20 protein-coding genes, 2 tRNA genes and 3 rRNA genes are annotated in these 24,215 nt (G+C 43.5%); 13 read left to right on the top strand and 12 right to left on the bottom strand.

What is annotated here, in order from left to right:
- Positions 1-3 precede the first annotated feature (3 nt).
- The 5 genes from ACVW2L_RS16590 (at position 4) to rrf (ending at position 5,602) form a co-directional block, all read left to right on the top strand.
- Positions 4-1,525 (top strand): 16S ribosomal RNA (locus ACVW2L_RS16590).
- A gap of 307 nt (positions 1,526-1,832) precedes the next feature.
- Positions 1,833-1,907, top strand: a tRNA-Ile gene (locus tag ACVW2L_RS16585).
- Positions 1,908-1,993: 86 nt separating this feature from the next.
- Positions 1,994-2,067: transfer RNA gene (locus ACVW2L_RS16580), tRNA-Ala, on the top strand.
- Positions 2,068-2,360: 293 nt separating this feature from the next.
- Positions 2,361-5,236: ribosomal RNA gene (locus ACVW2L_RS16575) — 23S ribosomal RNA — on the top strand.
- A gap of 254 nt (positions 5,237-5,490) precedes the next feature.
- Positions 5,491-5,602 (top strand): 5S ribosomal RNA (gene rrf / locus ACVW2L_RS16570).
- The 16S, 23S and 5S rRNA genes sit together here with 2 tRNA genes alongside, the layout of an rRNA operon.
- A 485-nt stretch (positions 5,603-6,087) precedes the next feature.
- On the opposite strand, the gene ACVW2L_RS16565 is transcribed toward rrf, so the two are convergent.
- The 4 genes from ACVW2L_RS16565 to folP form a co-directional block, all read right to left on the bottom strand.
- A complete protein-coding gene (locus ACVW2L_RS16565) occupies positions 6,088-6,441 on the bottom strand; it encodes an NAD(P)-dependent oxidoreductase (RefSeq protein WP_457129065.1) in 354 nt (117 codons plus the stop codon).
- Entirely contained in the window at positions 6,323-7,048 is a 726-nt protein-coding gene (locus ACVW2L_RS16560) for an NAD(P)-dependent oxidoreductase (RefSeq protein WP_457129064.1), read from the bottom strand. Before ACVW2L_RS16560 ends, ACVW2L_RS16565 begins: the two co-directional genes overlap by 119 nt.
- A gap of 18 nt (positions 7,049-7,066) precedes the next feature.
- Entirely contained in the window at positions 7,067-7,600 is a 534-nt protein-coding gene (locus tag ACVW2L_RS16555; RefSeq protein WP_457129063.1) for a hypothetical protein, read from the bottom strand.
- A 529-nt stretch (positions 7,601-8,129) separates the two neighbouring features.
- A complete protein-coding gene (gene folP / locus ACVW2L_RS16550) occupies positions 8,130-8,993 on the bottom strand; it encodes a dihydropteroate synthase (RefSeq protein ID WP_457129062.1) in 864 nt (287 codons plus the stop codon).
- 170 nt (positions 8,994-9,163) lie between these two features.
- Between folP and ACVW2L_RS16545 the strand changes: the two genes are divergently transcribed.
- Genes ACVW2L_RS16545 through ACVW2L_RS16530 form a run of 4 tightly spaced genes read left to right on the top strand, consistent with a single transcriptional unit; the run spans position 9,164 to position 12,343 of the window.
- The gene (locus tag ACVW2L_RS16545) at positions 9,164-9,646 is read left to right on the top strand and encodes a DUF1599 domain-containing protein (RefSeq protein ID WP_457130210.1); all 483 of its coding nucleotides are present in this window, start codon (positions 9,164-9,166) and stop codon (positions 9,644-9,646) included.
- Entirely contained in the window at positions 9,643-10,794 is a 1,152-nt protein-coding gene (locus ACVW2L_RS16540) for a BT_3928 family protein (protein WP_457129061.1), read from the top strand. The genes ACVW2L_RS16545 and ACVW2L_RS16540 overlap by 4 nt, the downstream gene beginning before the upstream one ends.
- Positions 10,791-11,846 (top strand): ABC transporter permease, encoded by a 1,056-nt coding sequence (locus tag ACVW2L_RS16535; protein ID WP_457129060.1) that lies wholly within the window; start codon positions 10,791-10,793, stop codon positions 11,844-11,846. Before ACVW2L_RS16540 ends, ACVW2L_RS16535 begins: the two co-directional genes overlap by 4 nt.
- Positions 11,843-12,343, top strand: coding sequence for a shikimate kinase (locus ACVW2L_RS16530; RefSeq protein ID WP_457129059.1), 501 nt, complete (start codon positions 11,843-11,845; stop codon positions 12,341-12,343). The genes ACVW2L_RS16535 and ACVW2L_RS16530 overlap by 4 nt, the downstream gene beginning before the upstream one ends.
- 6 nt (positions 12,344-12,349) lie before the next feature.
- Here ACVW2L_RS16530 and ACVW2L_RS16525 read toward each other — a convergent pair whose 3' ends face one another.
- Entirely contained in the window at positions 12,350-13,420 is a 1,071-nt protein-coding gene (locus tag ACVW2L_RS16525; protein WP_457129058.1) for a PA0069 family radical SAM protein, read from the bottom strand.
- A gap of 152 nt (positions 13,421-13,572) precedes the next feature.
- Here ACVW2L_RS16525 and ACVW2L_RS16520 point away from each other — a divergent pair, with 152 nt between their 5' ends.
- Together ACVW2L_RS16520 and ACVW2L_RS16515 are read left to right on the top strand one after the other, a co-directional pair.
- Positions 13,573-15,156 carry an IPT/TIG domain-containing protein gene (locus ACVW2L_RS16520; protein ID WP_457129057.1) on the top strand — a complete coding sequence of 528 codons (1,584 nt, stop codon included), beginning with the start codon at positions 13,573-13,575 and terminating at the stop codon, positions 15,154-15,156.
- 71 nt (positions 15,157-15,227) lie between these two features.
- Positions 15,228-16,313 carry a metallophosphoesterase gene (locus ACVW2L_RS16515; protein WP_457129056.1) on the top strand — a complete coding sequence of 362 codons (1,086 nt, stop codon included), beginning with the start codon at positions 15,228-15,230 and terminating at the stop codon, positions 16,311-16,313.
- Here the strand turns inward: ACVW2L_RS16515 and ACVW2L_RS16510 are convergent.
- From ACVW2L_RS16510 to rsfS, 7 genes are all read right to left on the bottom strand, one after another.
- On the bottom strand, positions 16,310-16,945 hold the full coding sequence (locus tag ACVW2L_RS16510) for a response regulator (protein WP_457129055.1): 636 nt from the start codon (positions 16,943-16,945) through the stop codon (positions 16,310-16,312). The genes ACVW2L_RS16515 and ACVW2L_RS16510 overlap by 4 nt on opposite strands.
- Positions 16,917-17,735: a sensor histidine kinase gene (locus tag ACVW2L_RS16505; RefSeq protein WP_457129054.1), complete on the bottom strand. Its 819-nt coding sequence runs from the start codon at positions 17,733-17,735 to the stop codon at positions 16,917-16,919. The genes ACVW2L_RS16510 and ACVW2L_RS16505 overlap by 29 nt, the downstream gene beginning before the upstream one ends.
- On the bottom strand, positions 17,711-18,388 hold the full coding sequence (locus tag ACVW2L_RS16500) for a hypothetical protein (protein WP_457129053.1): 678 nt from the start codon (positions 18,386-18,388) through the stop codon (positions 17,711-17,713). Before ACVW2L_RS16500 ends, ACVW2L_RS16505 begins: the two co-directional genes overlap by 25 nt.
- Positions 18,389-18,405: 17 nt before the next feature.
- Positions 18,406-19,332, bottom strand: coding sequence for a hypothetical protein (locus ACVW2L_RS16495; RefSeq protein ID WP_457129052.1), 927 nt, complete (start codon positions 19,330-19,332; stop codon positions 18,406-18,408).
- 353 nt (positions 19,333-19,685) lie between these two features.
- Positions 19,686-20,324: a LutC/YkgG family protein gene (locus ACVW2L_RS16490; protein ID WP_457129051.1), complete on the bottom strand. Its 639-nt coding sequence runs from the start codon at positions 20,322-20,324 to the stop codon at positions 19,686-19,688.
- Between the two features lie 77 nt (positions 20,325-20,401).
- Complete coding sequence (ftsH, locus tag ACVW2L_RS16485; RefSeq protein ID WP_457129050.1) at positions 20,402-22,516, bottom strand: ATP-dependent zinc metalloprotease FtsH; 2,115 nt, start codon at positions 22,514-22,516, stop codon at positions 20,402-20,404.
- Between the two features lie 43 nt (positions 22,517-22,559).
- Entirely contained in the window at positions 22,560-22,934 is a 375-nt protein-coding gene (rsfS, locus tag ACVW2L_RS16480; protein WP_457129049.1) for a ribosome silencing factor, read from the bottom strand.
- 49 nt (positions 22,935-22,983) lie between these two features.
- On the opposite strand from rsfS, the gene ACVW2L_RS16475 reads away from it, so the two are divergent.
- Positions 22,984-23,754, top strand: coding sequence for a biotin--[acetyl-CoA-carboxylase] ligase (locus tag ACVW2L_RS16475; RefSeq protein ID WP_457129048.1), 771 nt, complete (start codon positions 22,984-22,986; stop codon positions 23,752-23,754).
- Between the two features lie 2 nt (positions 23,755-23,756).
- Entirely contained in the window at positions 23,757-24,215 is a 459-nt protein-coding gene (locus ACVW2L_RS16470; protein WP_457129047.1) for a protein-disulfide reductase DsbD N-terminal domain-containing protein, read from the top strand.

The raw sequence follows: 24,215 nt of genomic DNA, 5'->3' as shown, positions 1-24,215 counted from the left end.
TTTACAATGGAGAGTTTGATCCTGGCTCAGGATGAACGCTAGCGGCAGGCCTAATACATGCAAGTCGGACGGGATTTGGGAGCTTGCTCCTAATGAGAGTGGCGCACGGGTGCGTAACACGTATGTAACCTACCTTGATCAGGGGGATAGCCTCTCGAAAGAGAGATTAAGACCGCATAACATTGCAATATGGCATCATAAAGCAATCAAATATTTATAGGATCAAGATGGGCATGCGGAACATTAGCTAGTTGGTGTGGTAACGGCATACCAAGGCTACGATGTTTAGGGGATCTGAGAGGATGACCCCCCACACTGGTACTGAGACACGGACCAGACTCCTACGGGAGGCAGCAGTAAGGAATATTGGTCAATGGGCGGAAGCCTGAACCAGCCATGCCGCGTGCAGGAAGACGGCCCTACGGGTTGTAAACTGCTTTTGCAGGGGAATAAACCTCGATATGTATATCGAGCTGAATGTACTCTGAGAATAAGGATCGGCTAACTCCGTGCCAGCAGCCGCGGTAATACGGAGGATCCAAGCGTTATCCGGATTTATTGGGTTTAAAGGGTGCGTAGGTGGTTTTTTAAGTCAGGGGTGAAAGACGGCAGCTTAACTGTCGCAGTGCCTTTGATACTGAAGAACTTGAATTAACTAGAGGTAGGCGGAATGTGACAAGTAGCGGTGAAATGCATAGATATGTCACAGAACACCAATTGCGAAGGCAGCTTACTATGGTTATATTGACACTGAGGCACGAAAGCGTGGGGATCAAACAGGATTAGATACCCTGGTAGTCCACGCCCTAAACGATGAATACTCGATGTTGGCGATATACGGTCAGCGTCTAAGCGAAAGCGTTAAGTATTCCACCTGGGGAGTACGCCCGCAAGGGTGAAACTCAAAGGAATTGACGGGGGCCCGCACAAGCGGAGGAGCATGTGGTTTAATTCGATGATACGCGAGGAACCTTACCCGGGCTTGAAAGTTAGTGAATAGAGCAGAGACGCTCTAGTCCTTCGGGACACGAAACTAGGTGCTGCATGGCTGTCGTCAGCTCGTGCCGTGAGGTGTTGGGTTAAGTCCCGCAACGAGCGCAACCCCTATGTTTAGTTGCCAGCACGTTAAGGTGGGGACTCTAAACAGACTGCCTATGCAAATAGAGAGGAAGGAGGGGACGACGTCAAGTCATCATGGCCCTTACGTCCGGGGCTACACACGTGCTACAATGGTCAGTACAGAGGGCAGCTACCTGGCAACAGGATGCCAATCTCACAAAGCTGATCACAGTTCGGATCGGGGTCTGCAACTCGACCCCGTGAAGTTGGATTCGCTAGTAATCGCGTATCAGCAATGACGCGGTGAATACGTTCCCGGGCCTTGTACACACCGCCCGTCAAGCCATGGAAGCTGGAAGTGCCTGAAGTGCGTAACCGTAAGGAGCGTCCTAGGGTAAAGTCGGTAACTGGGGCTAAGTCGTAACAAGGTAGCCGTACCGGAAGGTGTGGCTGGAATACCTCCTTTCTGGAGCAATACCCACCCTGATCTGTTCTTTCTGACAGATAACTGAGCAGGACAGCTCGCTACATGATTATCTTTTAAATTAGTTGAATAGAGATTAGTTGAATAGAGATTAGTAACCGAAAGGAAACAATCACTAATTCACTCAATCACTAACTCACTAATTACAAACACTAAGGAAAACCCAAAAGATGAAGCCACAGTGGCGATAACATCTGAGAGGCGGGATTGTAAGAAATTACGATTTACGATTTACGAGTTACGATTGACTAAAAATCCGAGATCGTAAATCAGCGATCCGAAATCGAGAAGTCCTGTAGCTCAGCTTGGTTAGAGCACTACACTGATAATGTAGGGGTCAGCAGTTCAAATCTGCTCGGGACTACAAGGTGAAGTACTTAGTAGTAAGTATCAAGTAGCAAGATGAGAGTCTTGATACTAAATACTAGCTACTTAATACTAAAATCTTAAGGGGGATTAGCTCAGCTGGCTAGAGCACCTGCCTTGCACGCAGGGGGTCAACGGTTCGAATCCGTTATTCTCCACGATGCCTCAAAGATGTGAGACATGAGACGTGAGATATGAGAAAAGACGTAAGTCAATCTCAATACTCAAATCTCAATACTCAAATCTGCGAAGCAAAACGTTCTTTGACATATTGGAAGAAGTAATTGAAAAACGAGAAAACAACAGTAGGGACGTTGTTTTTAAGAATCAAGAACTAAGAATTAAGAAACAAGATGTAAATCTTGCTACTTAATACTAAAACTTGATACTAAAAAAGCAACTGACTGAAATAATAAAGACATACCATGCCGAGCAAAAGGCGGCAAAGGTAGAAGAAAGTAAGAAAGGGTATACGGGGGATGCCTTGGCTCTCAGAGGCGATGAAAGACGTGATAAGCTGCGATAAGTTACGGGGATTTGCAAATAAGATTTGATCCGTAAATTTCTGAATGGGGAAACCTAACTAGTTGAAGACTAGTTGCAATAGCGCAAACCTGCTGAACTGAAACATCTAAGTAAGCAGAGGAAGAGAAAATAATAATGATTTCCTGAGTAGTGGCGAGCGAAAGGGAAGAAGCCCAAACCGGCTATGTTACGGCATAACCGGGGTTGTAGGACCACAATATGACTATCAAAATGAACCGGAACGGGGTGGGAAACCCGGCCATAGAGCATGAGAGCTGCGTACGGGTAAGTAATGATAAGATAGTGGTATCCTGAGTACCGCGAGGTCGGAGACGCCTTGTGGGAATCTGCCGGCACCATCCGGTAAGGCTAAATACTCCTGAGAGACCGATAGTGAACCAGTACCGTGAGGGAAAGGTGAAAAGAACCCCGAACAGGGGAGTGAAATAGAACCTGAAACCGTATACTTACAAGCGGTCGGAGCCCTTCTGGGGTGACGGCGTGCCTTTTGCATAATGAGCCTACGAGTTACTCTTCACTGGCAAGGTTAAGTGTTTAAGACACGGATCCGAAGCGAAAGCGAGTCTGAATAGGGCGCATAGTCAGTGGAGGTAGACGCGAAACCTTGTGATCTACCCATGAGCAGGTTGAAGGTGCCGTAACAGGTACTGGAGGACCGAACCGATAAACGTTGAAAAGTTTCCGGATGACTTGTGGGTAGGGGTGAAAGGCTAATCAAACTGGGAAATAGCTCGTACTCCCCGAAATGTTTTTAGGAACAGCCTGGCGGTTGAGTTATAAAGAGGTAGAGCTACTGATTGGGTGCGGGGGAGTCAAATCCTACCAAATCCAGACAAACTCCGAATGCTTTATAATATACGCTGGAGTGAGGCTATGGGTGCTAAGGTCCATGGCCGAGAGGGAAAGAACCCAGACCATCAGCTAAGGTCCCCAAATTACCGCTAAGTTGAACTAACGAGGTCCGATTGCACAGACAGCTAGGATGTTGGCTTGGAAGCAGCCATTCATTTAAAGAGTGCGTAACAGCTCACTAGTCGAGCGATCGGGCATGGATAATAAACGGGCATTAAGCGGTATACCGAAGCTATGGATTTGCAGTAATGCATCTGGTAGGGGAGCATTCTATTTGCGGCGAAGCAGGAAGGTAACTGACTGTGGAGGGAATAGAAAAGCAAATGTAGGCATAAGTAACGATAAGGCGGGAGAGAAACCCGCCCACCGAAAGACTAAGGTTTCCTGATCAACGCTAATCGGATCAGGGTTAGTCGGGGCCTAAGGTGAAGCCGAAGGGCGTAGCCGATGGACAACTGGTTAATATTCCAGTACGTTTTATAACTGCGATGCAGTGACGGAGTAGTGAAACTGACGCGAACTGACGGAATAGTTCGTTAAAGGCCGTAGGTATAGAGTTTGTAGTTAAGTACGCAGACTTTGCTGAAAGCCGATAGTACTCGGAACCTTCGGGGGATGGGATAGTTCAGGTAATCAGACTTCCAAGAAAACCTGCTAAGCTTCAGGTTATAAAACCCCGTACCGTAAACCGACACAGGTAGTCGAGGAGAGAATCCTAAGGTGCTCGAGTGAATCATGGCTAAGGAACTCGGCAAAATGGCCCTGTAACTTCGGGAGAAGGGGCGCTGGTAGCAATATCAGCCGCAGTGAAAAGGCCCAGGCGACTGTTTAACAAAAACACATGGCTTTGCAAAATCGAAAGATGACGTATAAGGCCTGACACCTGCCCGGTGCCGGAAGGTTAAGAGGGGATGTTAGTCGCAAGGCGAAGCATTGAATCGAAGCCCCGGTAAACGGCGGCCGTAACTATAACGGTCCTAAGGTAGCGAAATTCCTTGTCGGGTAAGTTCCGACCTGCACGAATGGTGTAACGATCTGGGCGCTGTCTCAGCCATGAGCTCGGTGAAATTGTGGTATCGGTGAAGACGCCGGTTACCCGCAACGGGACGGAAAGACCCCATGCACCTTCACTACAACTTAACATTGATATCGGATACAGGATGTGTAGGATAGGTGGGAGACTGTGATCTGGCTTCGCTAGGAGTCAGTTAGTCAACGTTGAAATACCACCCTTTCTGTATTTGGTGTCTAACTCCGCATAGCGGAGGACATTGTTTGGCGGGTAGTTTGACTGGGGTGGTCGCCTCCAAAAAGGTAACGGAGGCTTTCAAAGGTAAGCTCAGTACGCTTGGTAACCGTACGCGGAGTGCAATAGCATAAGCTTGCTTGACAGTGAGACAGACAAGTCGAGCTGGGTCGAAAGACGGATATAGTGATCCGGTGGTTCTGCATGGAAGGGCCATCGCTCAAAGGATAAAAGGTACGCTGGGGATAACAGGCTGATCTCCCCCAAGAGCTCATATCGACGGGGAGGTTTGGCACCTCGATGTCGGCTCGTCACATCCTGGGGCTGGAGAAGGTCCCAAGGGTTGAGCTGTTCGCTCATTAAAGTGGCACGCGAGCTGGGTTCAGAACGTCGCGAGACAGTTCGGTCCCTATCTGTTGTGGGCGTTGGAAGTTTGAGTGGGGCTGACCTTAGTACGAGAGGACCGGGTTGGACTAACCTCTGGTGAATCTGTTATGCCGCCAGGTGTACTGCAGAGTAGCTACGTTGGGAATAGATAAGCGCTGAAAGCATCTAAGTGCGAAACTAGCCACGAGATGAGACTTCCATTGAGGGTCGTAGCAGACTACTACGTTGATAGGTTACAGGTCTAAAGGTGGTGACATCATAGCCGAGTAATACTAATCGCCCGAAGCTTTCTTCGGTTGGAATATAGGGGTGCAGACTTGTCTGCACCCTGACAACACAACACAGATAGATTCTAATTAATGCTGTTGTTTTCTCGAATTCATTTGCTTCTTTCAATAATATGTCATTGTTTGGTTTAAGTATCAAGTAGTTAGTATCAAGTATCAAGATACAGCGTACAGATATAGAACAAACAAATAAAAAACTGTTGGTTAAGCGGTATACAGGTCTTGTTACTTGATACCCGCTACTAAATACTAACAAAAAATCTTCAGGTGCCTATATCGGCGGTGTCCACCTCTTCCCATTCCGAACAGAGAAGTTAAGCCCGCCAGAGCCGATGGTACTGCGGTAAAACGTGGGAGAGTAGGTCGGTGCCCAATCTTAAATCAGCTCCATATCGAAAGATGTGGGGCTTTTTTTATGCCTTACCTTAAGCTGCGCTGTCATTGGTCATTAATTCTCTGCCTTCTTTACCATGAACCATCAACCATCTGCACATCCCGGCACTGTCCCACCGTGCGGATGAGACAATGTGGGACAGCTGAGACACTTGACTTAACTAAGCAGCTGTTAATAAACAGTTTGCAGTATCTGCTTGGGACAATGTGGGACAAGTTGGGACAACTTTTTTCGGCATTAACCCTATTAGTTAAACGATGTTAACAAATGCCCATCGTCAGGAAAATCAAAAAAATTTGAATCCAAAGGCTGCTTAGCCGGCCAATTTCCGTGATCTAACCAACAAAAGAAAGTCGCCGACCCATCTACACTTTTTTAACCGCGCAAGCTTTCAATATTTTGGTAACGCTTGGTATGGCTTACGTTTTGTTTAACTAATACAGTGCGAAAAAGCGCGATCGGTATGTTATTTATTAACCACGTTAACAGGGCTGCCTTTAATAAAAGCCGCAACGTTGCTTACCACCATATCCATCAACCGCACTCTGGCTTCTTTAGTTGCCCAAGCAATATGCGGCGTAATTATACAGTTTTTTGCCTTAAACAAAGGATTATCTGCCTGTGGCGGCTCCTCAGGCAGTACATCAATACCTGCACCTGCAATGGTGCCGCTATTTAAGGCTTCCGCCAAATCCTGATCATTAACAATAGGTCCCCTTGAAGTATTGATAAGATAGGCCGAGCTTTTCATCTTTTTTAAATTTTCGGCGTTGATAAGGCCCTGCGTCTCGGGAAATAAGGGGCAATGAATGCTTACCACATCTGCCTGCTCCAACAACTCCGGGGACCTCTGCCCACCGAAAGTTAGTACGGGCTGATTGGTCGGTCCTGGTGCGGCTGTTGCCAATAATGTTCATACCAAAAGCGGTGGCAACATCGCCAACCTTTTGGCCAATGTGCCCAAAACCGATAATGCCAATTGTTTTGCCGGCCAACTCAACCAGTGGGTACTTCCAGTAGCAAAAATCAACAGAACGTGCCCAGTCGCCCGCCATTACCGAGTCGCTGTGGCGCTGCGTACGCTGGATAAGCTCTAACAATAAGGCAAATGTTTGCTGCACTACAGATGTGGTACCATAGCCCGGCGCATTAGCAACAACAATGCCCTGCTTTTTTGCGGCATCAACATCAATTACATTATAACCGATAGCCAGCAGGCCAATATATTTTAAATGGGGTAATTGCGAAATAACAGACGCGGTTATGGGCGTCTTGTTAGACAGTAAAATGTCTGCGCGCGCGGCACGCTCCAATAGCTGGTGTGGCGCGGTTCGTTCATGTATCACCACCTCGCCTAATTGTTGCAGGCCCTGCCAGCTAATATCGCCGGGGTTTATAGTATGGCCATCCAATATTACTATCTTCATGCTATACAAAGGCGGGTTCTACTTGTTGTTTACCGGCATGGCGCTTAAATTCAACACCAGTAACATATTGGCATCCGCTTTAACCTGGCTGCGCAGGGTATAGATCATTTTTATGCGGATATCAGCGTCGCGTATAATCGGGTCTAAAAAGCCCGAGGTATTGGCATCAAGCGTTATAAGGCTGCCAACATCGGGGGGTATGTTTTCTTTTGATGCAACTAGCACGGCGTTACTTTCATCGGCTTTCATCATAAAGATCTTAAGCGTTTTTATCTGTCCCAGGTCAAAGTCGGCAGGCAAAGTAGACCTTAGTTCGGCCGAAATAACTTTTACCGCGTTAATGCGGTTAGTGTTCTCGCCGTTTTTAAAAATAACGTTATCAAAGCTGGTGGCGGTACCAAGGGCAGTAAGGTTTTGACCGGTTTGCGCTGAGGCCCGCACCGTTAAAGACGTTGTATAAGGTATTGTAGACCGCACAATGCTTTGCATAGTGCCGCATGCTGCCAACAGGCAGGCCACAATAATGACCAGGAAACGGCATTTGGTTCTCATCTTACTTTAGGGGTTGATGCTGATATAAATATCGTTATATATAACCGAAATTTTATGGCGATGTTTTTTTTAATTTGGTTGCCAATTATCTACATTAAGCAAACCTTAAGCATGGGCTTTTTATTTGGCTTCTCTGCATCAGTTATTGCGCCTATCAGGGTTCAAAAAGAGTGATAGGCTGTTCAGCGGCAATTGTTTGTGGCGCCATTTTTAACATATTAGGAATATGGATGGTGCGATCATCGCGCAGGTTATTACAGCCGATGAAATTAAGGCTATCCGACTGACGGCCTAAGGGTCTAATTGAACAGATATAAACCAGTTGTCGAAATGCGAATATGCTTATTCATAAAATTAGTTTCTGACCTGAATATCCAAATAAAGATCAATTAATTCTCCGGCCATCCTAACGATTTCCTTTCGATTTCCCCTTGCTTGTCTGTTTTATTCTCCCCTTTTCAACTCTCGCATTCTCTAATATAGTAATCGCAACACAAAGAAATTACTTATCAACTCTTACCTTGTTTCGTTAAAGTGTTTTATTATTCATTGCTTCAAATAATTTAACTGCCTGTACAGCTTCCTTTACATCGTGCACACGCAAAATAGATGCACCTTTTGTTAAGGCGACGGTGTTCAGCACGGTGGTGCCATTCAGTGCTTCATCGGCAGTAATGCCTAATGTTCCATAAATCATTTTTTTTCGGGAAAGGCCCGCAAGTATGGGCAAACCCAGTTGTTGAAACTCATTTAATCTTTTAAGCAAGGCAAACCCATGTTCCGGCTTTTTAGCGAAACCAAAGCCCGGGTCTATAATTATATCGTTAACTCCTAATTGTTTAAGTTGATGTATTCGGTTAGCGAAGTAATCAAACACTTCGTTAAACACATCGTCATAAACGGCCAGTTGCGTCATGGTTTTGGGGTTGCCCTTCATGTGCATTAAAATGTAGGGCACTTTTAGTTTGGCAACAGTTTCAAACATCTGCTCATCCAACTGCCCGCCTGATATATCATTTATTATATGTGCTCCGGCATTTATTGCCGCCTCGGCTACAGCAGCGCGGAAGGTATCGATGGATAAAACAGCATCCGGTAATTTACTGGCAATAGCCTTAACCACCGGCAATAACCTATCCATCTCTTCTTCCACAGAAATATCATCAGCTCCGGGGCGGGAGGAGTAGGCGCCAAGGTCAAGAAATGAAGCTCCTTCATTCAGCATTTTATCAGCTTGCTGCAAGGCATCATTAACAGCAATTTTGCGGCTGCCTTCAAAAAAAGAATCGGGCGTAAGGTTGATTATGCCCATCACTTTCGGCGTAGTCAAATCAATGAGTTTGCCATTTACGTTAAGCGTTGTCTTTTTATGAAAAAATGTATCTTTAGCCACTGGTAGTTCTGTTGAAACGTTAGTGCAGTAAAGTTACTTATATAAATAACTTTATTTAAAACCACATAGAGACATTCAACCCACAACCTGCAACATACAACATTACCAACGCAGTGAGCAATACATCAGCCGAATACGACGCAGTGATAGCCCTAAGCAAGGGGCTTTTTATGAAGAAAACGCACGACTATGGTACAGCCTGGCGTATACTTCGCCCTGAATCTATAACCGATCAGATCTTTATAAAAGCGCAGCGCATCCGCACGCTCGAAGAAAAGAAAATATCAAAAGTAGACGAGGATATTACCGGCGAATACATTGGCATAGTTAATTATTGCCTAATTGCCATGATGCAATTGGAGTGCGACGAAAATACCCCGGTTGAGCTTCCGGCAGAGCAGGTTAGTGATTCATTCGATGAAAAAGCGACGGAAACCAAAGAGTTGATGTTTGCCAAAAACCACGACTATGGCGAGGCCTGGCGCGATATGCGCATAAGCTCATTAACCGATCTGATATTAATGAAACTGCTTCGCGTTAAGCAGATTGAAGATAACAAAGGTTTAACCCTGGCATCCGAAGGTATAAAAGCTAACTACCAGGATATATTGAACTACTCAGTATTTGCGCTGATAAAATTGGGAGTAAAATGAGAAATGGCCTGATATGGTTTTGCCGCATCTTTGTTGGCCTCCTGTTTATATTCTCGGGCCTTATCAAGATCAATGACCCCTTAGGTTTTTCGTATAAATTGGTGGAGTACTTTGAGGTATTTCATATTACCTTTTTAAACGGATTAGCATTAAGCTTCTCCATAATTTTATGCGCGCTTGAAATTATTATGGGTTTTGCCTTGGTTATTGGCGTGCGCGCCAAACAAAATGCATTGGGGCTGTTACTCCTAATTGTTTTTTTCTCTTTCCTCACGTTTTATTCTGCCGCCTTTAAAGTAGTTCAAACCTGCGGATGTTTTGGCGATGCCATCCCGCTAACACCGTGGCAGTCCTTCAGCAAGGACCTTGTTTTATTGCTGCTGATCTTGGTGCTTTTTAAAAACAAGGAAAATATCAAGCCATTATTCAGTGCGAAAACGGGCGATAACCTGCTTATAGCAGCAACTACTCTTTCATTGGGCTTCGGCTTGTTTACCTACAACTTTTTGCCCATTGTTGATTTTTTACCGTACAAGGTTGGCGCAAATATCCCAGATGCAATGAAAACGCCGCCGGGTGCTATTCCGGATGAGTACGAGGTAAACTATAACCTCAAAAACAAAAAGACCGGAGAGACAAAAGATGTTACCGACAAAGAATACCTAAGCAGCGGTATATGGAAGGATAGCAATTGGGAAGTTATTGGCAACCCTGAAAGCAAACTGATTAAAAAGGGCTTCACCCCTAAAATACAAGATCTGATTATAAAGGATGCGCAAGGAAATGATTATACGCAGGAACTATTAGTGAACCCTTTTAATAGTTTGTTTATTGTTGCTTATGATTTGGGCCATACCGATACCGCAGCCATTATTAAAATCAACGCTTTAGCTATTAATCTTACCCGCAGTTTTAACACACGCACCGTACTGCTCACTTCAGCTTCGACCACCGAGGCGGAGGCGTTTGCCAAACGATATCATTTAATAAGCGAAATTTTTTATGCCGATGGTGTTCCGCTTAAGTCTATGGTACGGGCCAACCCCGGCGTTATGTTGTTAAAAGCCGGCACCGTTGTTAATAAGTGGCACTACCATACCCTGCCGGGTTATGATGATATGGTGAAGCAATACTTTCTGCAACAATGATTGCCCGTTACCTGCTGCGCAAGTTTTTATACAGCCAGGCGGTAATGCTTGGCATTGTGGTAGTAGTGTTCTTTTTATTTAATGTACTCCCGGTTGATCCCGCCCGCATGACCCAGGGCCAGCGCGGTGATGTGCAATCATTACAAGCCGTACGCAAGGAATTCGGGCTGGATAAGCCGCTTCATATTCAGTTTATTTACTACGTTAACGATCTCTCCCCAATTGGTGTGCATTTAAAGACTGACAGGAAGAGGTATAAATTTGTGCCGCTTATTTCAGTTTCGAATGAAAAAGCACTTGTACTAAAATGGCCCTATCTGCGCCGCTCTTATCAAACCAGTAAAGACGTTGTTTCGCTCTTGTTAGAGGTAGTGCCTAATACCCTGGTATTAGCAACAACTGCTATGATGTTTGCTATTGCACTGGGTGTTTCTTTGGGCATTTTGAGTGCCCTCTATAAAGACACCTGGGTGGATCGCCTTGCCTTAGCTTTTTCTACCCTGGGGATATCCGCCCCGTCTTTTTTTGCCGGGATCATCATTGCGTGGATCTTCGGCTTTGTATTAAGCAGTTATACAGGCCTCAACATGTCCGGCAGTTTATATGGTTATGATCCGTTTAAAGGGGAAGTAATTAACTGGAAGAACCTTATATTACCCATGGTTACGCTTGGTTTGCGCCCCTTGGCTATAATAGTACAGCTTACCCGCAGCGCTATGTTGGATGTTTTAAGTCAGGATTATATACGTACCGCCAAAGCAAAGGGGCTAAGTCGCGGCGCTATTATTTATCGCCACGCTTTAAAAAATGCGCTTAACCCGGTAGTTACCGCCATTGCCAATTGGTTTGCCTCGTTAATGGCGGGTTCCTTTTTTGTTGAGTACATTTTTGGTTATAACGGCTTAGGTAAAACCACGGTACACGCCCTCGAAATGTCAGATTTCCCGGTAGTTATGGGTGCTATTTTGTTTATCGCCTTTATTTTTGTGGTGATCAATATCCTGGTTGATATTATTTATGTTTGGATAGATCCGAGAGTTAAATTACAATGAAAATATTTTTTGTGGGTTTTATGGGCTGCGGCAAAACTACCTGGGGCCGTAAGTTAGCTAACAGACTTGAGTACGAGTTTATTGACTTAGATAAGGTATTTGAGGAGCAGGTTGGGACCACCATCACCGAATATTTTACCGAGCATGGGCAGGATGCTTTTCGCCTGTTGGAATCAAACATCCTTAAAGAAACCCCCTATCCCGAAAATGTTGTTATATCCACAGGTGGCGGTTTACCTGTTTTTTTTGATAACATGGATTGGATGAATGCCAATGGCAAAACCCTTTACATAAAACTTAGCCCGGCCACTTTAGCTGAACGCCTGGACAAGGGCAAAACTACCCGCCCGCTTATATTAGGCAAGCATGGCGATGAGTTAGTAGCTTTTATCGCCGAAAAATTAGCGGAGCGCGAGTGTTTTTATGAGCAAGCCACCCATGTTGTTAATGGCATAACAATGACACCTGATTCGTTAGCCGAGCTTGTTAATTCCTGATATCTCCTAAAACATTGTTGTTTGCTTACCTCCTTTGGGAATGAACAGCGTATGGTCTAACGGAGGCATTTCACGCCCTGCCAAAAAGCGGTTACAAGCCATTTTAAACAGCTGATGGATAGATTGTGCAATTTGTCCTTCGCCACTCATGCGGCGCCCAAAATCACTATCGTTTAAATTGCCGCCATGGCAGGCCTTAATGGCATTAAGCACCTTTTCTGCCCTATCCGGGAAGGCTTTGTAAATCCAGTCGGTAAAGATCTCTGCAATGCTGCCATTCAATCGCACAATAGTAAACCCCGCAGACATTGCGCCCCTGTCAGCCGCAGCTTTAATAATGTCTGGCACCTCGTTGCTGTTTAACCCGGGTATAATTGGCGCTGCCATTACGCGCACCGGCACACCTTTTTCTGCCAATTTTTGAATAACCCCAAGTCGGCCGCTTGCCGTTACTGTACGCGGCTCCAACTTCTGCCGCAGTTGCTCGTTTAATGATGTGATAGATAAGTTTACGTGAATAAGGTTGAGTTGGGCCAGCTCGCTTATTATATCCAGATCGCGTAATATCACATTGTTTTTTGTGATGATACTTACCGGGTTTTTGTATTGCAAAAATATCTCCAGCAGCCTGCGGGTTATTTTAAGCTTGCGCTCTATCGGCTGATAACAATCTGTATTACCCGACATCATAATGGTCACCGGTTGATAGTTTTTCTTATTAAAGTATTGCTCCAGCAGTTCTGGCGCGTTGCGTTTAACAACAATCTTCCGTTCAAAATCAAGCCCCGCGCTAAACCCATAATATTCATGGCTGTTACGCGCATAGCAATAAATGCAACCATGCTCACAACCCTGGTAAGGGTTAATAGAGTACATGTGGCTAAGGTCCGGGCTGTTTGATTCGCTTACTATCTTTTTGGGCGTCTCTTCAAAAAGTTGTGTCGCAGAGTTTTCAAGTAGCGGCTCATCTAATCCTTCAATATGATCAAGTACATATTTGCGTTTCAAAAACTTGTTATCAGTATTTACCTGTGCCCCTCTCCCTTTAAAAAATTCCTGATTTTCCTGATGTGCCATCAAGCAAATTTGCTAATTATTTTAGCAAAACACAATGTTTAACAAAATAAAATGAAGGCTTATTTAATAATAAATACCCATTATCAGGTATTTCAATAGCTTATCGTTTATCTATCTTTATCCCGCGCAATTTTTTCATCTACTAATAAAAAATGAAAATCTTAAATAAGTACCCTTTAACCTTTACTACGTTATTATTATCTGGCGTGCTATTTACAGCCGGCTGTAAAAAGTACAAAGAACCTCTTCCTGATAATACCGTAACCATTGATGATACACCCGTTGTAACAGGCATGATAGGAGGGAATTACGGTCCGCCAAATTCCGGCTTTATAGTTACGGGGCGCAACTTCAGTAAAAATTTCAAAGAAAGTAAGATAATGTTTGGCAACCTAACCGCTGATGCGATAGCGGGCGACGACACTTACATTTCTGTAATTGTACCCGATTACGCGGTTGCCGGAGGTTATGGTATAACCGTTATTACAAAAGGTAAAAGCATGGTAGTGCAGGGCATGGGCTTTAGGGTGGAGGAACCAATCCCCAAATTATCAGAATACCTGCACCCTACAGGGGCCATGCGCGGCGCAAAAATGACTATCTATGGCACAGCCTTCAGCACCAACAAGACCAGAAACAAAGTAAGTCTTAACGGTGCACCTATAGTTATTGATTCTGTAAATACAGGCGCGGTATATATAACTATCCCCGCCAATGCCACTAGCGGCGAATTGTTGCTAACCACATACGATAATAAGGTACTTAGCTACGAGAAAAATTTCAAAATATTCTCATCCTCTTTCACAAGTGTTGGCACAGGCAGCGCGGCCTTAAAACACATTTCTGTTGATGCCGCCGGTAACATTTACGGGGTAGATTACAACACCGTTGTTAAGGTTACTCCGGGTGGTGTTAGTACTATTTTGGCAACAATAGGTAGTACCGATACATTTGTTTTAGGCAGTACGGCTGTTGATGCCGCCGGAAACGTGTATGTTTCTTCTGGAACCAGTTACGGAAGAAGTGGTAAGTTTGAGCCGACCGATAACAGCTTTAAAATATTTAAAATCACTCCCGGAGGAACGCTCAGTGTTTTTGCCGGAAGTACCCAAGGCTTTGCTGATGCCACAGGCACCGCCGCCAAATTTATGAGCCCTACCAGCTTAGCTATTGATCAATCAACCGGAAATTTGTATGTGAATGACGCTAAGGTGATAAGAAAAATAACTCCGGCGGGAGTGGTTACTACTTTTGCGGGTCACAACATGTTTTCGGGATATAATGATGTAATGGTAAACGGATTGATACAGTATGACGGCCAGGGTGTGGCTGCTCTTTTTGTTGATATAATAGCAATGACATTTGATGTTAAAACCAACACCCTTTACATTGCAGATAGCGGTGCCAGAACATTTAGAAAAGCAACCGCTGCGGGATTGGTCACTTCGTTAACCTTAACTCCAGAAGGCGGCTTAAATAGTAATAACCTTAATATAAACCCATCAGCAACTAATAATATGGGTGTTGATGGCACGGGCGTTGTTTATATAGGCACGGGGCGAGATGTGTTCAAAGTTAAAGATGGGGTTAGTTCAAACACTTACTTAAACCCATCCGGCGGCGTTGATATTTTTGGCCTGACAGTGAGCAACGAAGGCAATATTTACGTGAGCGGCTATAAAAGCTTTCCGGTTGTAACTCCATCAACATTTGCTGTTTACAAAATAGCACCTTAATAATTTACAGTATTATGCGGTTTGCATAAAGCCCCTTAACACAATTGCATAGCTATTATGTTAGATGCATTATGTTAAGGTCTCTAAAGCGCGCAATAACTCCGTTTGTAATAAAACTGGCTAATAAATATTCGTCGCGGCCTGATAAAAGACGCGTAAATAACGCGTTATCTAAACTTTATCAGCAAATAATAACCAACCCCGGCAAACGCGGATTGGTTATTCCGTTTAATGCAAAAAAAGATAAATTCATTATTCTCTCCGATCAGCATAAAGGCAGCCGGGATGGTGCCGATATATTTGCGGGATCATCAAAAAACTACCTTGCCGCCCTTGATCACTATGACCGGGAGATGTTTACCTACATTAATTTGGGCGACAGCGAAGAATTGTGGGGTAATCTATTTTTATCTGTTAAAAAACACAACAAGGCAACTTTCGAAAACGAAAAGAGATTTATAAAGCGCAATGCTTTTGTAAAGATATTTGGAAACCATGATCTGTACTGGGATAATGACCCCCTGGCTGCCGTAAGCCTGATGCAGATATATGGCGAAGCTATTCCCATATATGAGGGTATTGTATTACAAACTGTTGTAGCTGATCGCCCAATTTCTGTTTTTATGACGCATGGTCATCAAGGAGACCTGCAAAGCGATGGTAACTGGTTTAGCAAATGGTTTGTGTCTACTATCTGGGGGCCGGTACAGGCATTTTTGTCCATCAATCCTAATACGCCCGCGAACAACCAACAATTAAAAACCGATCATAACAGGCTGATGTATGAATGGAGCTCTAAGCGAACAAATACACTGCTTATAACCGGGCATACGCACCAACCGGTTTTTAGGTCTTTTACCGAACTGGAAAGCATTTACGAAAAACTTGCCGATGCCCGTGCTGCTAATAAGGAAGAGGTGATAACACAGCTGCAAAATAAAATAACAGCCCTGCATCTAAAAGGCGATCTCGTCCCTGATTTTAGCGGCTACCTTGATAGTTATTTTAATACCGGCTGTTGTTGTTTTGATGACGGTGATATTACAGGGATAGAAATTGCCGATGAATATATCAGATTGGTAAAATGGGAATACCGCGGCAGGGAGAGCGTACGGGAAGTTTTAGAAGAATGTAAGCTGAGTGATTTAAAGCTTTAAACTTCTATTAATTTGTTCTTTATAGCATACAGCACCAGCCCTACGCGGCTTTTTATTTGCAGCTTTTCAAAAAGCTGATCGCGATAGCCATCTACGGTGCGTACACTAATGCACATCTGATCGGCAATTTCTTTGTAGGTAAGTTCTGTTCCGGATAGCTTCAAAAACTCTATTTCGCGGCTGTTTAATTTTATGGGATCAGCAGGTTTATTAAAATTGCTGATGAGATGTCGGGTTACAAAGGCCGGGAAATACACCTCGTTTTGTGCCACATTCTTCAATGCCTGCTCAAATTCATGCGGGTCGGCATCTTTTAATAAATATCCTTTAACCCCCAATTTCACCATTGCCAATACTTTTTCGGCATCCTCAAACATAGATAACACTATGATATGAATTCCGGGATAATTGCTGCGCAGCCATTTAGCAGTTTCTATACCATCCATTTGCGGCATATTAATATCCAGTAATACTATATCGGGTTTTAGTTTGGGCGATATCTTGCGGATAAATTCCTCACCGTCGGCTGCCTCGAAAAGAATGCTGTAGCCTTTCAACTCATTAACCAAAGCGGCAATACCGCTCCTGAAAAGGCTGTGATCATCAACTAATGCTATTTGGAGGGTTTCCATCAGCGTACAATTGTTTTTTATTAGGGTTTAAGGTAACGTTTATGCTGCAGCCTTTACCGGGCGCACTGTAAAGCGAAGTAACAGCACCCATCATTGCCGCACGGGTCTCCATGTTTTTTACACCCGAGCCGGCGTTTCCTTCCAACTCATCGGGCGAAAACCCCATTCCATCATCCTCGAGGGTCAAATTAAACAATTGTTCAGAATATTGCAAGGTTATATTTATGCGGCTTGCTCCGGCATGTTTTAATGTATTATTAAACGACTCCTGAAAAATGCGAAAAAACACCAGTTCGCGCTGGGCACCCAAGCTATAGCTATCTCCGTCTATCCTTAAATTTATTTGTATTATGCCGCTGTTGTTTATTCTGTCAGCCTCGGTCTGCAGCGCGTTTAAAAGACCGTGTTGCATAATGTGTTCAAAATTAAGGCTTTTTGAAAGATGCCTCAGATCATTTATAGCACGGGCTATAAGCTCACGGCTTTCGTTGATCTTTTTTTGCTGCGCTTCGGCATTAGCGTTTGCGGCAAGTGCAAGGTTAAGTTTTACAAAAGATAACACCTGGGTTATGTTGTCGTGAATTTCGCGGCCCACATTACTAAGTGTCTGCTCCTGCACTTCAATTTGAGTTTTTAGCAACTCTTGTTGAAAGGCATTTTTTAGTTGTTCTTTCTCTTCTATGTGGCGTTTTTTCCTGCTATTATAAACGTTGATGTAAATTATAATAGCCAAAGGAGCCAGTAAGAAAATAAGGGTTAATAAAATTACTTCTTGTTTGATGTTATCCATCTTTTGCAAATAAAAGCATAGGTCCAACAGCCATATAGAATAACAATAAGCATATTACTTATGTACGTTAAATATAATCTGTTTTTTAAAGGAACAGATAAAAGTTTACTATGGAATATGTTTACTGTAGTTGCACCGAAAAAGAAAAATAGGGTGCCGGTTACCCACCAAAATTCGGGTGAGTATTTCAGGTCTGTATATTCATCATTGTTAAGCAGCAGAAAGTAATAATATAGACTGTACAACACCAATACAACGGATAATGCAGCGTAAGTGCTTGCGTTATAATCGAAGATATTTGATTTATTAGTTATAAGATCATAACTGTAAAAAATTAGTAATACAGCAAGCCCCATTATAATGGCCCACAAGCTTCGGGTATACTTGCCGATGATGTTATAAAACATCATTAAAAACGTGGCGATTTGTACTAACAATAATATATTGTAGATCCACGCATTAGAGTTTTGCGGTATGGGGTTGGCGCGATACAAGGTCTTAAGCGGAATGGCGCCGATCTCAACCATGCACGTTATCAGCAAAAAGGGTATCAGCAGGCGCCAGTTGCGTTCCTTAGCATTAAAAAGACATACCAGCGCCACAATTAAACAAATTAATTCGGCGCTGGTATATATTGTAAAGTATTTAGTCATTCGGTATTAAAACAGTTTTAGTCGCAGTTAAGTGGACACAGGCTGCCATTATTTTGCGGCGGGCCGGCGCCAGTACCATCCAATGTGTTTACATCTTGTGATTTTGCCTGCAATGGGCTGCAATTAAAATCATCCACTCCGTTCCTGTCAACATAGGTTAACACAATGGTGTTTCTGCCTGCATAACTTGGCTGGCCTTTCGGCGTATAAGTTCCGTCTGGATAGGTGCCAAAATAAACCCTTACGCCGTTAAAGCTTTTTTCATTTGCCATGTTTTTAAACATACTTAAGGGTAGCCAAATGGCATCCGTATTCATGTTTTTACCATCAAATTTTTGTATCATTTTTTCTGCATAGCTTCTTGGTAAAGATCCCGGTGTAAGTTTGCAACCATTTTCAAGATCAGGGCAGGTAGGGCACTGATCATAAAGAACAGCTCCCGGGTCAGTTCCCTTTTTATTTACACGCAGGGTAACAACACGAGCGGTGTCAAACAATAATTGGTCATGGTCGTAATAATCAGTATGTTTTTCAGGACCAGATCCTGCCTTTGTAGATACCGGAAATAATATTGTTTCGGCATCTGTACCTGATTTTTTTCCCAGATAAAACCTTACACCGTCAACGCCCGCCCCCTCTTTTTCCAGGTACGCCAAAATTTTGTCAACCATGCGCTTGTTGAAGAAATAGCTTACATTTTCAACTATCATACCCTGGCCTTCACGGGCCTTTTTGTAGTTGGCAATCAAAATGCTGGCTTCTGTAGAATCAACACCGTTAAGGGTCTTTTTAACAGTAGTGCCAGAGGTAGTTATCTCTACAGCGCGGGCGGTAATTGCTGCCGTAGTATCACTACTTGCCGCAGTTTTCTCGTCACTGCCAGATTTACATCCCGCCATTACTGTTACAGCGAGCATTAGGTAAAATAATAGTTTTCTCATCATTTTTTAGGGTTAGGGTAAAGAGCGAAGTTACAATCAAAGCCACACACCTATACACCGTTTTTTAACGGTATTTTGTGTTTAAATCCCTGTTTAAAATGCCGTTAATATCTGCTGTTTTTATACCAGTACTTTACTGACATTTGGTTTAAGCAATTAGCATTGCTAACGTAGAATTGAAATAATGTAGAATAAAGACAATAGCTGACTAACGGGGCAGATACTTCCCTTTTAGGATTATTTGTCGACAGACGAGAATAGTTTTATAATACAATAAGTATCAGTTTCACCTAAACCTTCATCTTAACTATTAGCCGGCTCCTTTAGGGGAATTGGGGTCGGCTATTTTTTACCTCTTACCCGTCAAGCAAAAAAACAAATAGCTCTTTTGGGCCATGGGCGCCCAACACCAGGGTTTTTTCAATGTCTGCCGTACGGCTGGGGCCGGTTACGTTAGTTATCATTGACGGTATATTACTTCCGTATTTTTCTTTTAGCAGTTTAAACCCATCTTTCAGATCGGTAACCATTTGCGACGTGTAGGCCAGCACAATGTGTACCGAGGGATAGATGCTTAAACGGCGGCCCGCCATCCCTGCGTTTGATAGCAAAACACTGCCATTACGGGCTACCAGCGCTTCACATAAAGTAAAGCCAACCTCGGCCTGTTCAAAATCTTTATCTGTTTCAAAATAAGGATATTCGTACTTATCAAGCAGTTGTTGTAGTTCGGGTTCCCAGCAATATATTTTGCGCCAGCTCCGTTCTTCGGCAAGTGTAAGCAGGTTTTCAATAAACTGTACTTCGTCCTCACAAAAAGAAAACTGACCCGCCACTGCTGTAAACTCCTCGGCAAACATCACCTCCAGCAGGTCATCAGCCGGCGGATAATGCGGCAAATTTTCCAGATTGGGATAGGGGTTATCCCTTTTCTCTAAAAGGGCCTGCCGTATCTTCTTCAGCAGTTTTTCTTTTGATGTGGTGATGTTCCTCATTGATTGGCTAAAAGCTAAGGTAAAAGTCAAAAGCCCAAATTACTTTGAGCTTTTGACTTTTACCTTTCTGCTAACTATTATTCGTTTCCCGTAGCGTCTTTTTCTTCGGGGTTTCTGTTAAACGTTCCTGAGTGATCAGCAACACCTTCATGTGCAAGCGAAGCCGCTGCGGGTTCCTGGTTAGATTCTGTAGGCCCATTTACAAACTCGTCATAAGTGGTGCGGTTATCAAACGGGCGTTTACCCAATATCTCTTCCAGATCTGATTGAAACAATATCTCTTTCTCTAACAGCTTATCAGCCAGTTTTATCAGGCCATCCTGTTTATCCAACAGTAAAGCTTTAGTACGCGCATAAACTGCATTTATCTGGTTACGTACTTCCTGGTCAATCAACTCAGATGTTTTTTCTGAATATGGTTTGTTAAACTGGTACTCGCCTTGGGTATCATTAAATGATACATTTCCAACTTTCTCATTCATACCATAAATGGTAACCATGGCGTATGAAAGCTTGGTAATGCGTTCCAAATCATTTTGAGCGCCGGTTGAAATTTTGCCAAAGGTTATATCCTCTGCCACGCGGCCACCCATTGTCATACACATACCGTCTTCCAGTTGTTCAATGGTATACAAAAACTGCTCTTTAGGTAAGTACTGCGCATAACCCAATGCGGCAACACCACGCGGAACGATAGATACCTTAACCAACGGATCCGCATGCTCCAGGAACCAGCCTGCAATAGCATGGCCAGCCTCGTGAAATGCAACGATGCGTTTTTCTTCCGGTGATATGATCTTGTTTTTCTTTTCTAAACCACCTATCACACGGTCAATAGCATCCTGAAAATCCTGCATATCAACCGCCTCTTTGTTTTTACGGGCAGCAATCAATGCGGCCTCGTTACAAACGTTAGCTATTTCGGCACCGGCAAAACCTGGGGTTTGGGCGGATAATTTTTTAGCGTCAACACCTTCTGCCAGTTTAACCGGCTTAAGGTGAACCTTAAATATCTGCTCCCTGCCAATCAGATCGGGTTTATCAATTGATACCTGCCTGTCAAAACGTCCCGGACGAAGCAAGGCAGAGTCTAATACATCCGGACGGTTAGTTGCGGCCAAGATGATAATGCCTGAATCTGTACCGAAACCGTCCATTTCAACCAATAACTGGTTAAGGGTGTTTTCGCGCTCATCATTACCGCCTACAATATTGTTTTTACCACGGGCACGGCCAATAGCATCAATCTCATCAATAAAGATGATACATGGCGCCTTGTCCTTTGCCTGGCGGAACAAATCACGAACACGTGATGCACCTACGCCCACAAACATTTCCACAAAATCTGACCCCGAAAGGGAGAAGAAAGGCACCTGCGCCTCGCCTGCAACAGCTTTGGCTAATAAAGTTTTACCCGTACCTGGTGAACCAACAAGCAATGCGCCCTTTGGTATTTTACCACCCAGGTTGGTATATTTTTTTGGATTACGAAGGAAATCAACAATTTCCATTACCTCTTGCTTGGCTTCTTCTAAACCGGCAACATCATTAAAAGTAACCGATACCTGCGATTCTTTATCAAACAAAGTAGCTTTTGATTTGCCGATATTAAATATCTGCCCACCCGGGCCGCCACCGGCACCGCCAGACATGCGGCGCATAATAAACATCAGCACCGCTGCAAAAAGCACAATCATTATGACGCTTTGCACCAGGCCATTTGATAACAGACTGTCGCGCAAATCGTAACGGATTTCGATTTTTTGCAAGTCCGGTAAGCTTTTCTGCGCACTATCTACAGACTGCTTAAGCATCTCATAAGATGGTGCGTTAAATGCATACTGCGGATCATTGTTTGATACGTTAAAAGCATTTTGTGCTTTCCTTACAGCTGCATATTGCGGCTTTTTCTCTAAACTGTCTTTTTTAATGTGTACCTCGGCAATTACCAGATCTCCGCTTTTATAAGCCATAAGGTAGTCAACATCGCCGCTTTTAAGCATTTTGCTCTCAAAAGTTTTAAAGTCAATGGCCCGCCCGCCTGTATTTCCCGAAAAAACGGCTATCCCAATAAACGTGGCGATAACGAGAGCATAAACCCACATAAAATTAAATTTAGGGGGTTTGGGTGTTATCCTTTTGGCAGGGATCTTCCTTACCGGTTTTGGTTTTTCCGAATTATTATCTTTCATTTTTTTTATTTCAAATATTAAGTATTCTAAAAGTTACCGGCACTTATGCGCTTTTGTAACTTTTAATTTCAGCATCGCCCCACAATTCCTCTACACCATAAAATTCGCGCTTATCTGTTCTAAAAACGTGTATAACCACATTTACATAGTCAAGCAAAATCCACTCGCCATGCTGCAAACCCTCTTTGCGCCAGGGCTCCTGCTGTGTGGTTTTAAATATCTCGTCTTCAATGCTGTTAGCTATTGCTTTTACCTGTGTGGTTGAGTCGGCATGACATATAACAAAATAATCAGACACAGAGCTATGTAAATTCCGAAGATCTAATCTGACAATGTCGTTCCCTTTTTTTTCCTGTATGCCATGTATAGCAAGTTCAGAAATGTAAGCGGATTCAGTTTTCGCTTTATTTTTTACCATCAAAAAGAATTAGTTTTGAAACGTTTTTGAGTTAGTCATTATTATAACATTGCAAAATAACATATTTTCAGGATTATTTGTTGGACAAAATTTACTGACATTAAAAGAAGTAGATTCAACCAACAATTTCCTTAAGAACTTATTGACAAATTCCAAGCCATTGCCCGAAGGTACGGTCATTATGGCAGAACATCAATATGCAGGTCGCGGTCAGCAGGAAAACAAATGGCTTAGCCAGCCCGGTAAAAACCTAACATTTAGCATATTGCTTAAACCTACTTTTATAAACGCAGTCAATCAGTTTGACCTGACACGCGCTATTAGCCTGGGCGTTTATGATACACTGCGTACACTATTGGATGACGGACTTAAAATCAAGTGGCCCAACGATATATATTATAACGACAGGAAACTGGGCGGCATGTTAATTGAGAATATGGTGCAGGGCGAGCGAATAAACAATTCGGTGGTGGGGATAGGCCTTAATATAAATCAGGATGATTTTCCTGAAGACGTAGGGAACGCCACATCTGTTAAACAAATCTTACACAAAGATTACGATTTACGTCTTTTATTGTCAGAGATTTGCAGTCGAATAGAAGGATACTACCTACATTTAAAGGCAGGCAGAATTGATTTTATAAGAAGCAGCTATTTAAGCCGTTTATATTGGCTGAACCAGCCGCGACAGTTTAAGGCAGATGGCGAGGCTTTTGAAGGAGTAATTGAGGGTGTAGCCGACAATGGCTTGTTACAGATAAAAAGAGACGGACTGACTTTAAACTACAACTTAAAAGAGATTGAATTTTTAAACAAATAACCATGAAAAAGATACTGGCCCTAACGGCCGCATTAATGTTAAGCTTAGGCGTATTTGCGCAGATTGAAAACCCGGTAAAATGGGCCTATGCCGCAAAAAGAACAAGTGCTACCGAGGCAACGGTTTATATTAAAGCAACGGTAGAGGATGGCTGGCATGTATACTCGCAGTATATCGAAGAAGGCGGCCCTATAAAAACTTCGTTTTCATTTACTCCATCAAAACAATACAGCCTGGTTGGCAAAACTGCAGAGCCTAAAGCTGTTGTTAAATTTGATAAGCAGTTTAAAATGAATATTGGCTATTTTGAGAAAGAAGTAGTATTTGAGCAAAAAGTAAAACTGAAATCGGCGGGTGCTGCAACTGTAAAAGGTAAACTTGAGTTTATGGTTTGTAATGATCATAAATGTCTTCCGCCCGACGAAATTGCTTTTACTGTACCCTTGCCTGTAAAGAAGTAA

This window comes from Mucilaginibacter sp. HD30, from assembly GCF_054061755.1.
The sequence above is the reverse complement of the archived record's forward strand: the minus strand, read 5'-3'. Positions and strand labels throughout refer to the sequence as shown.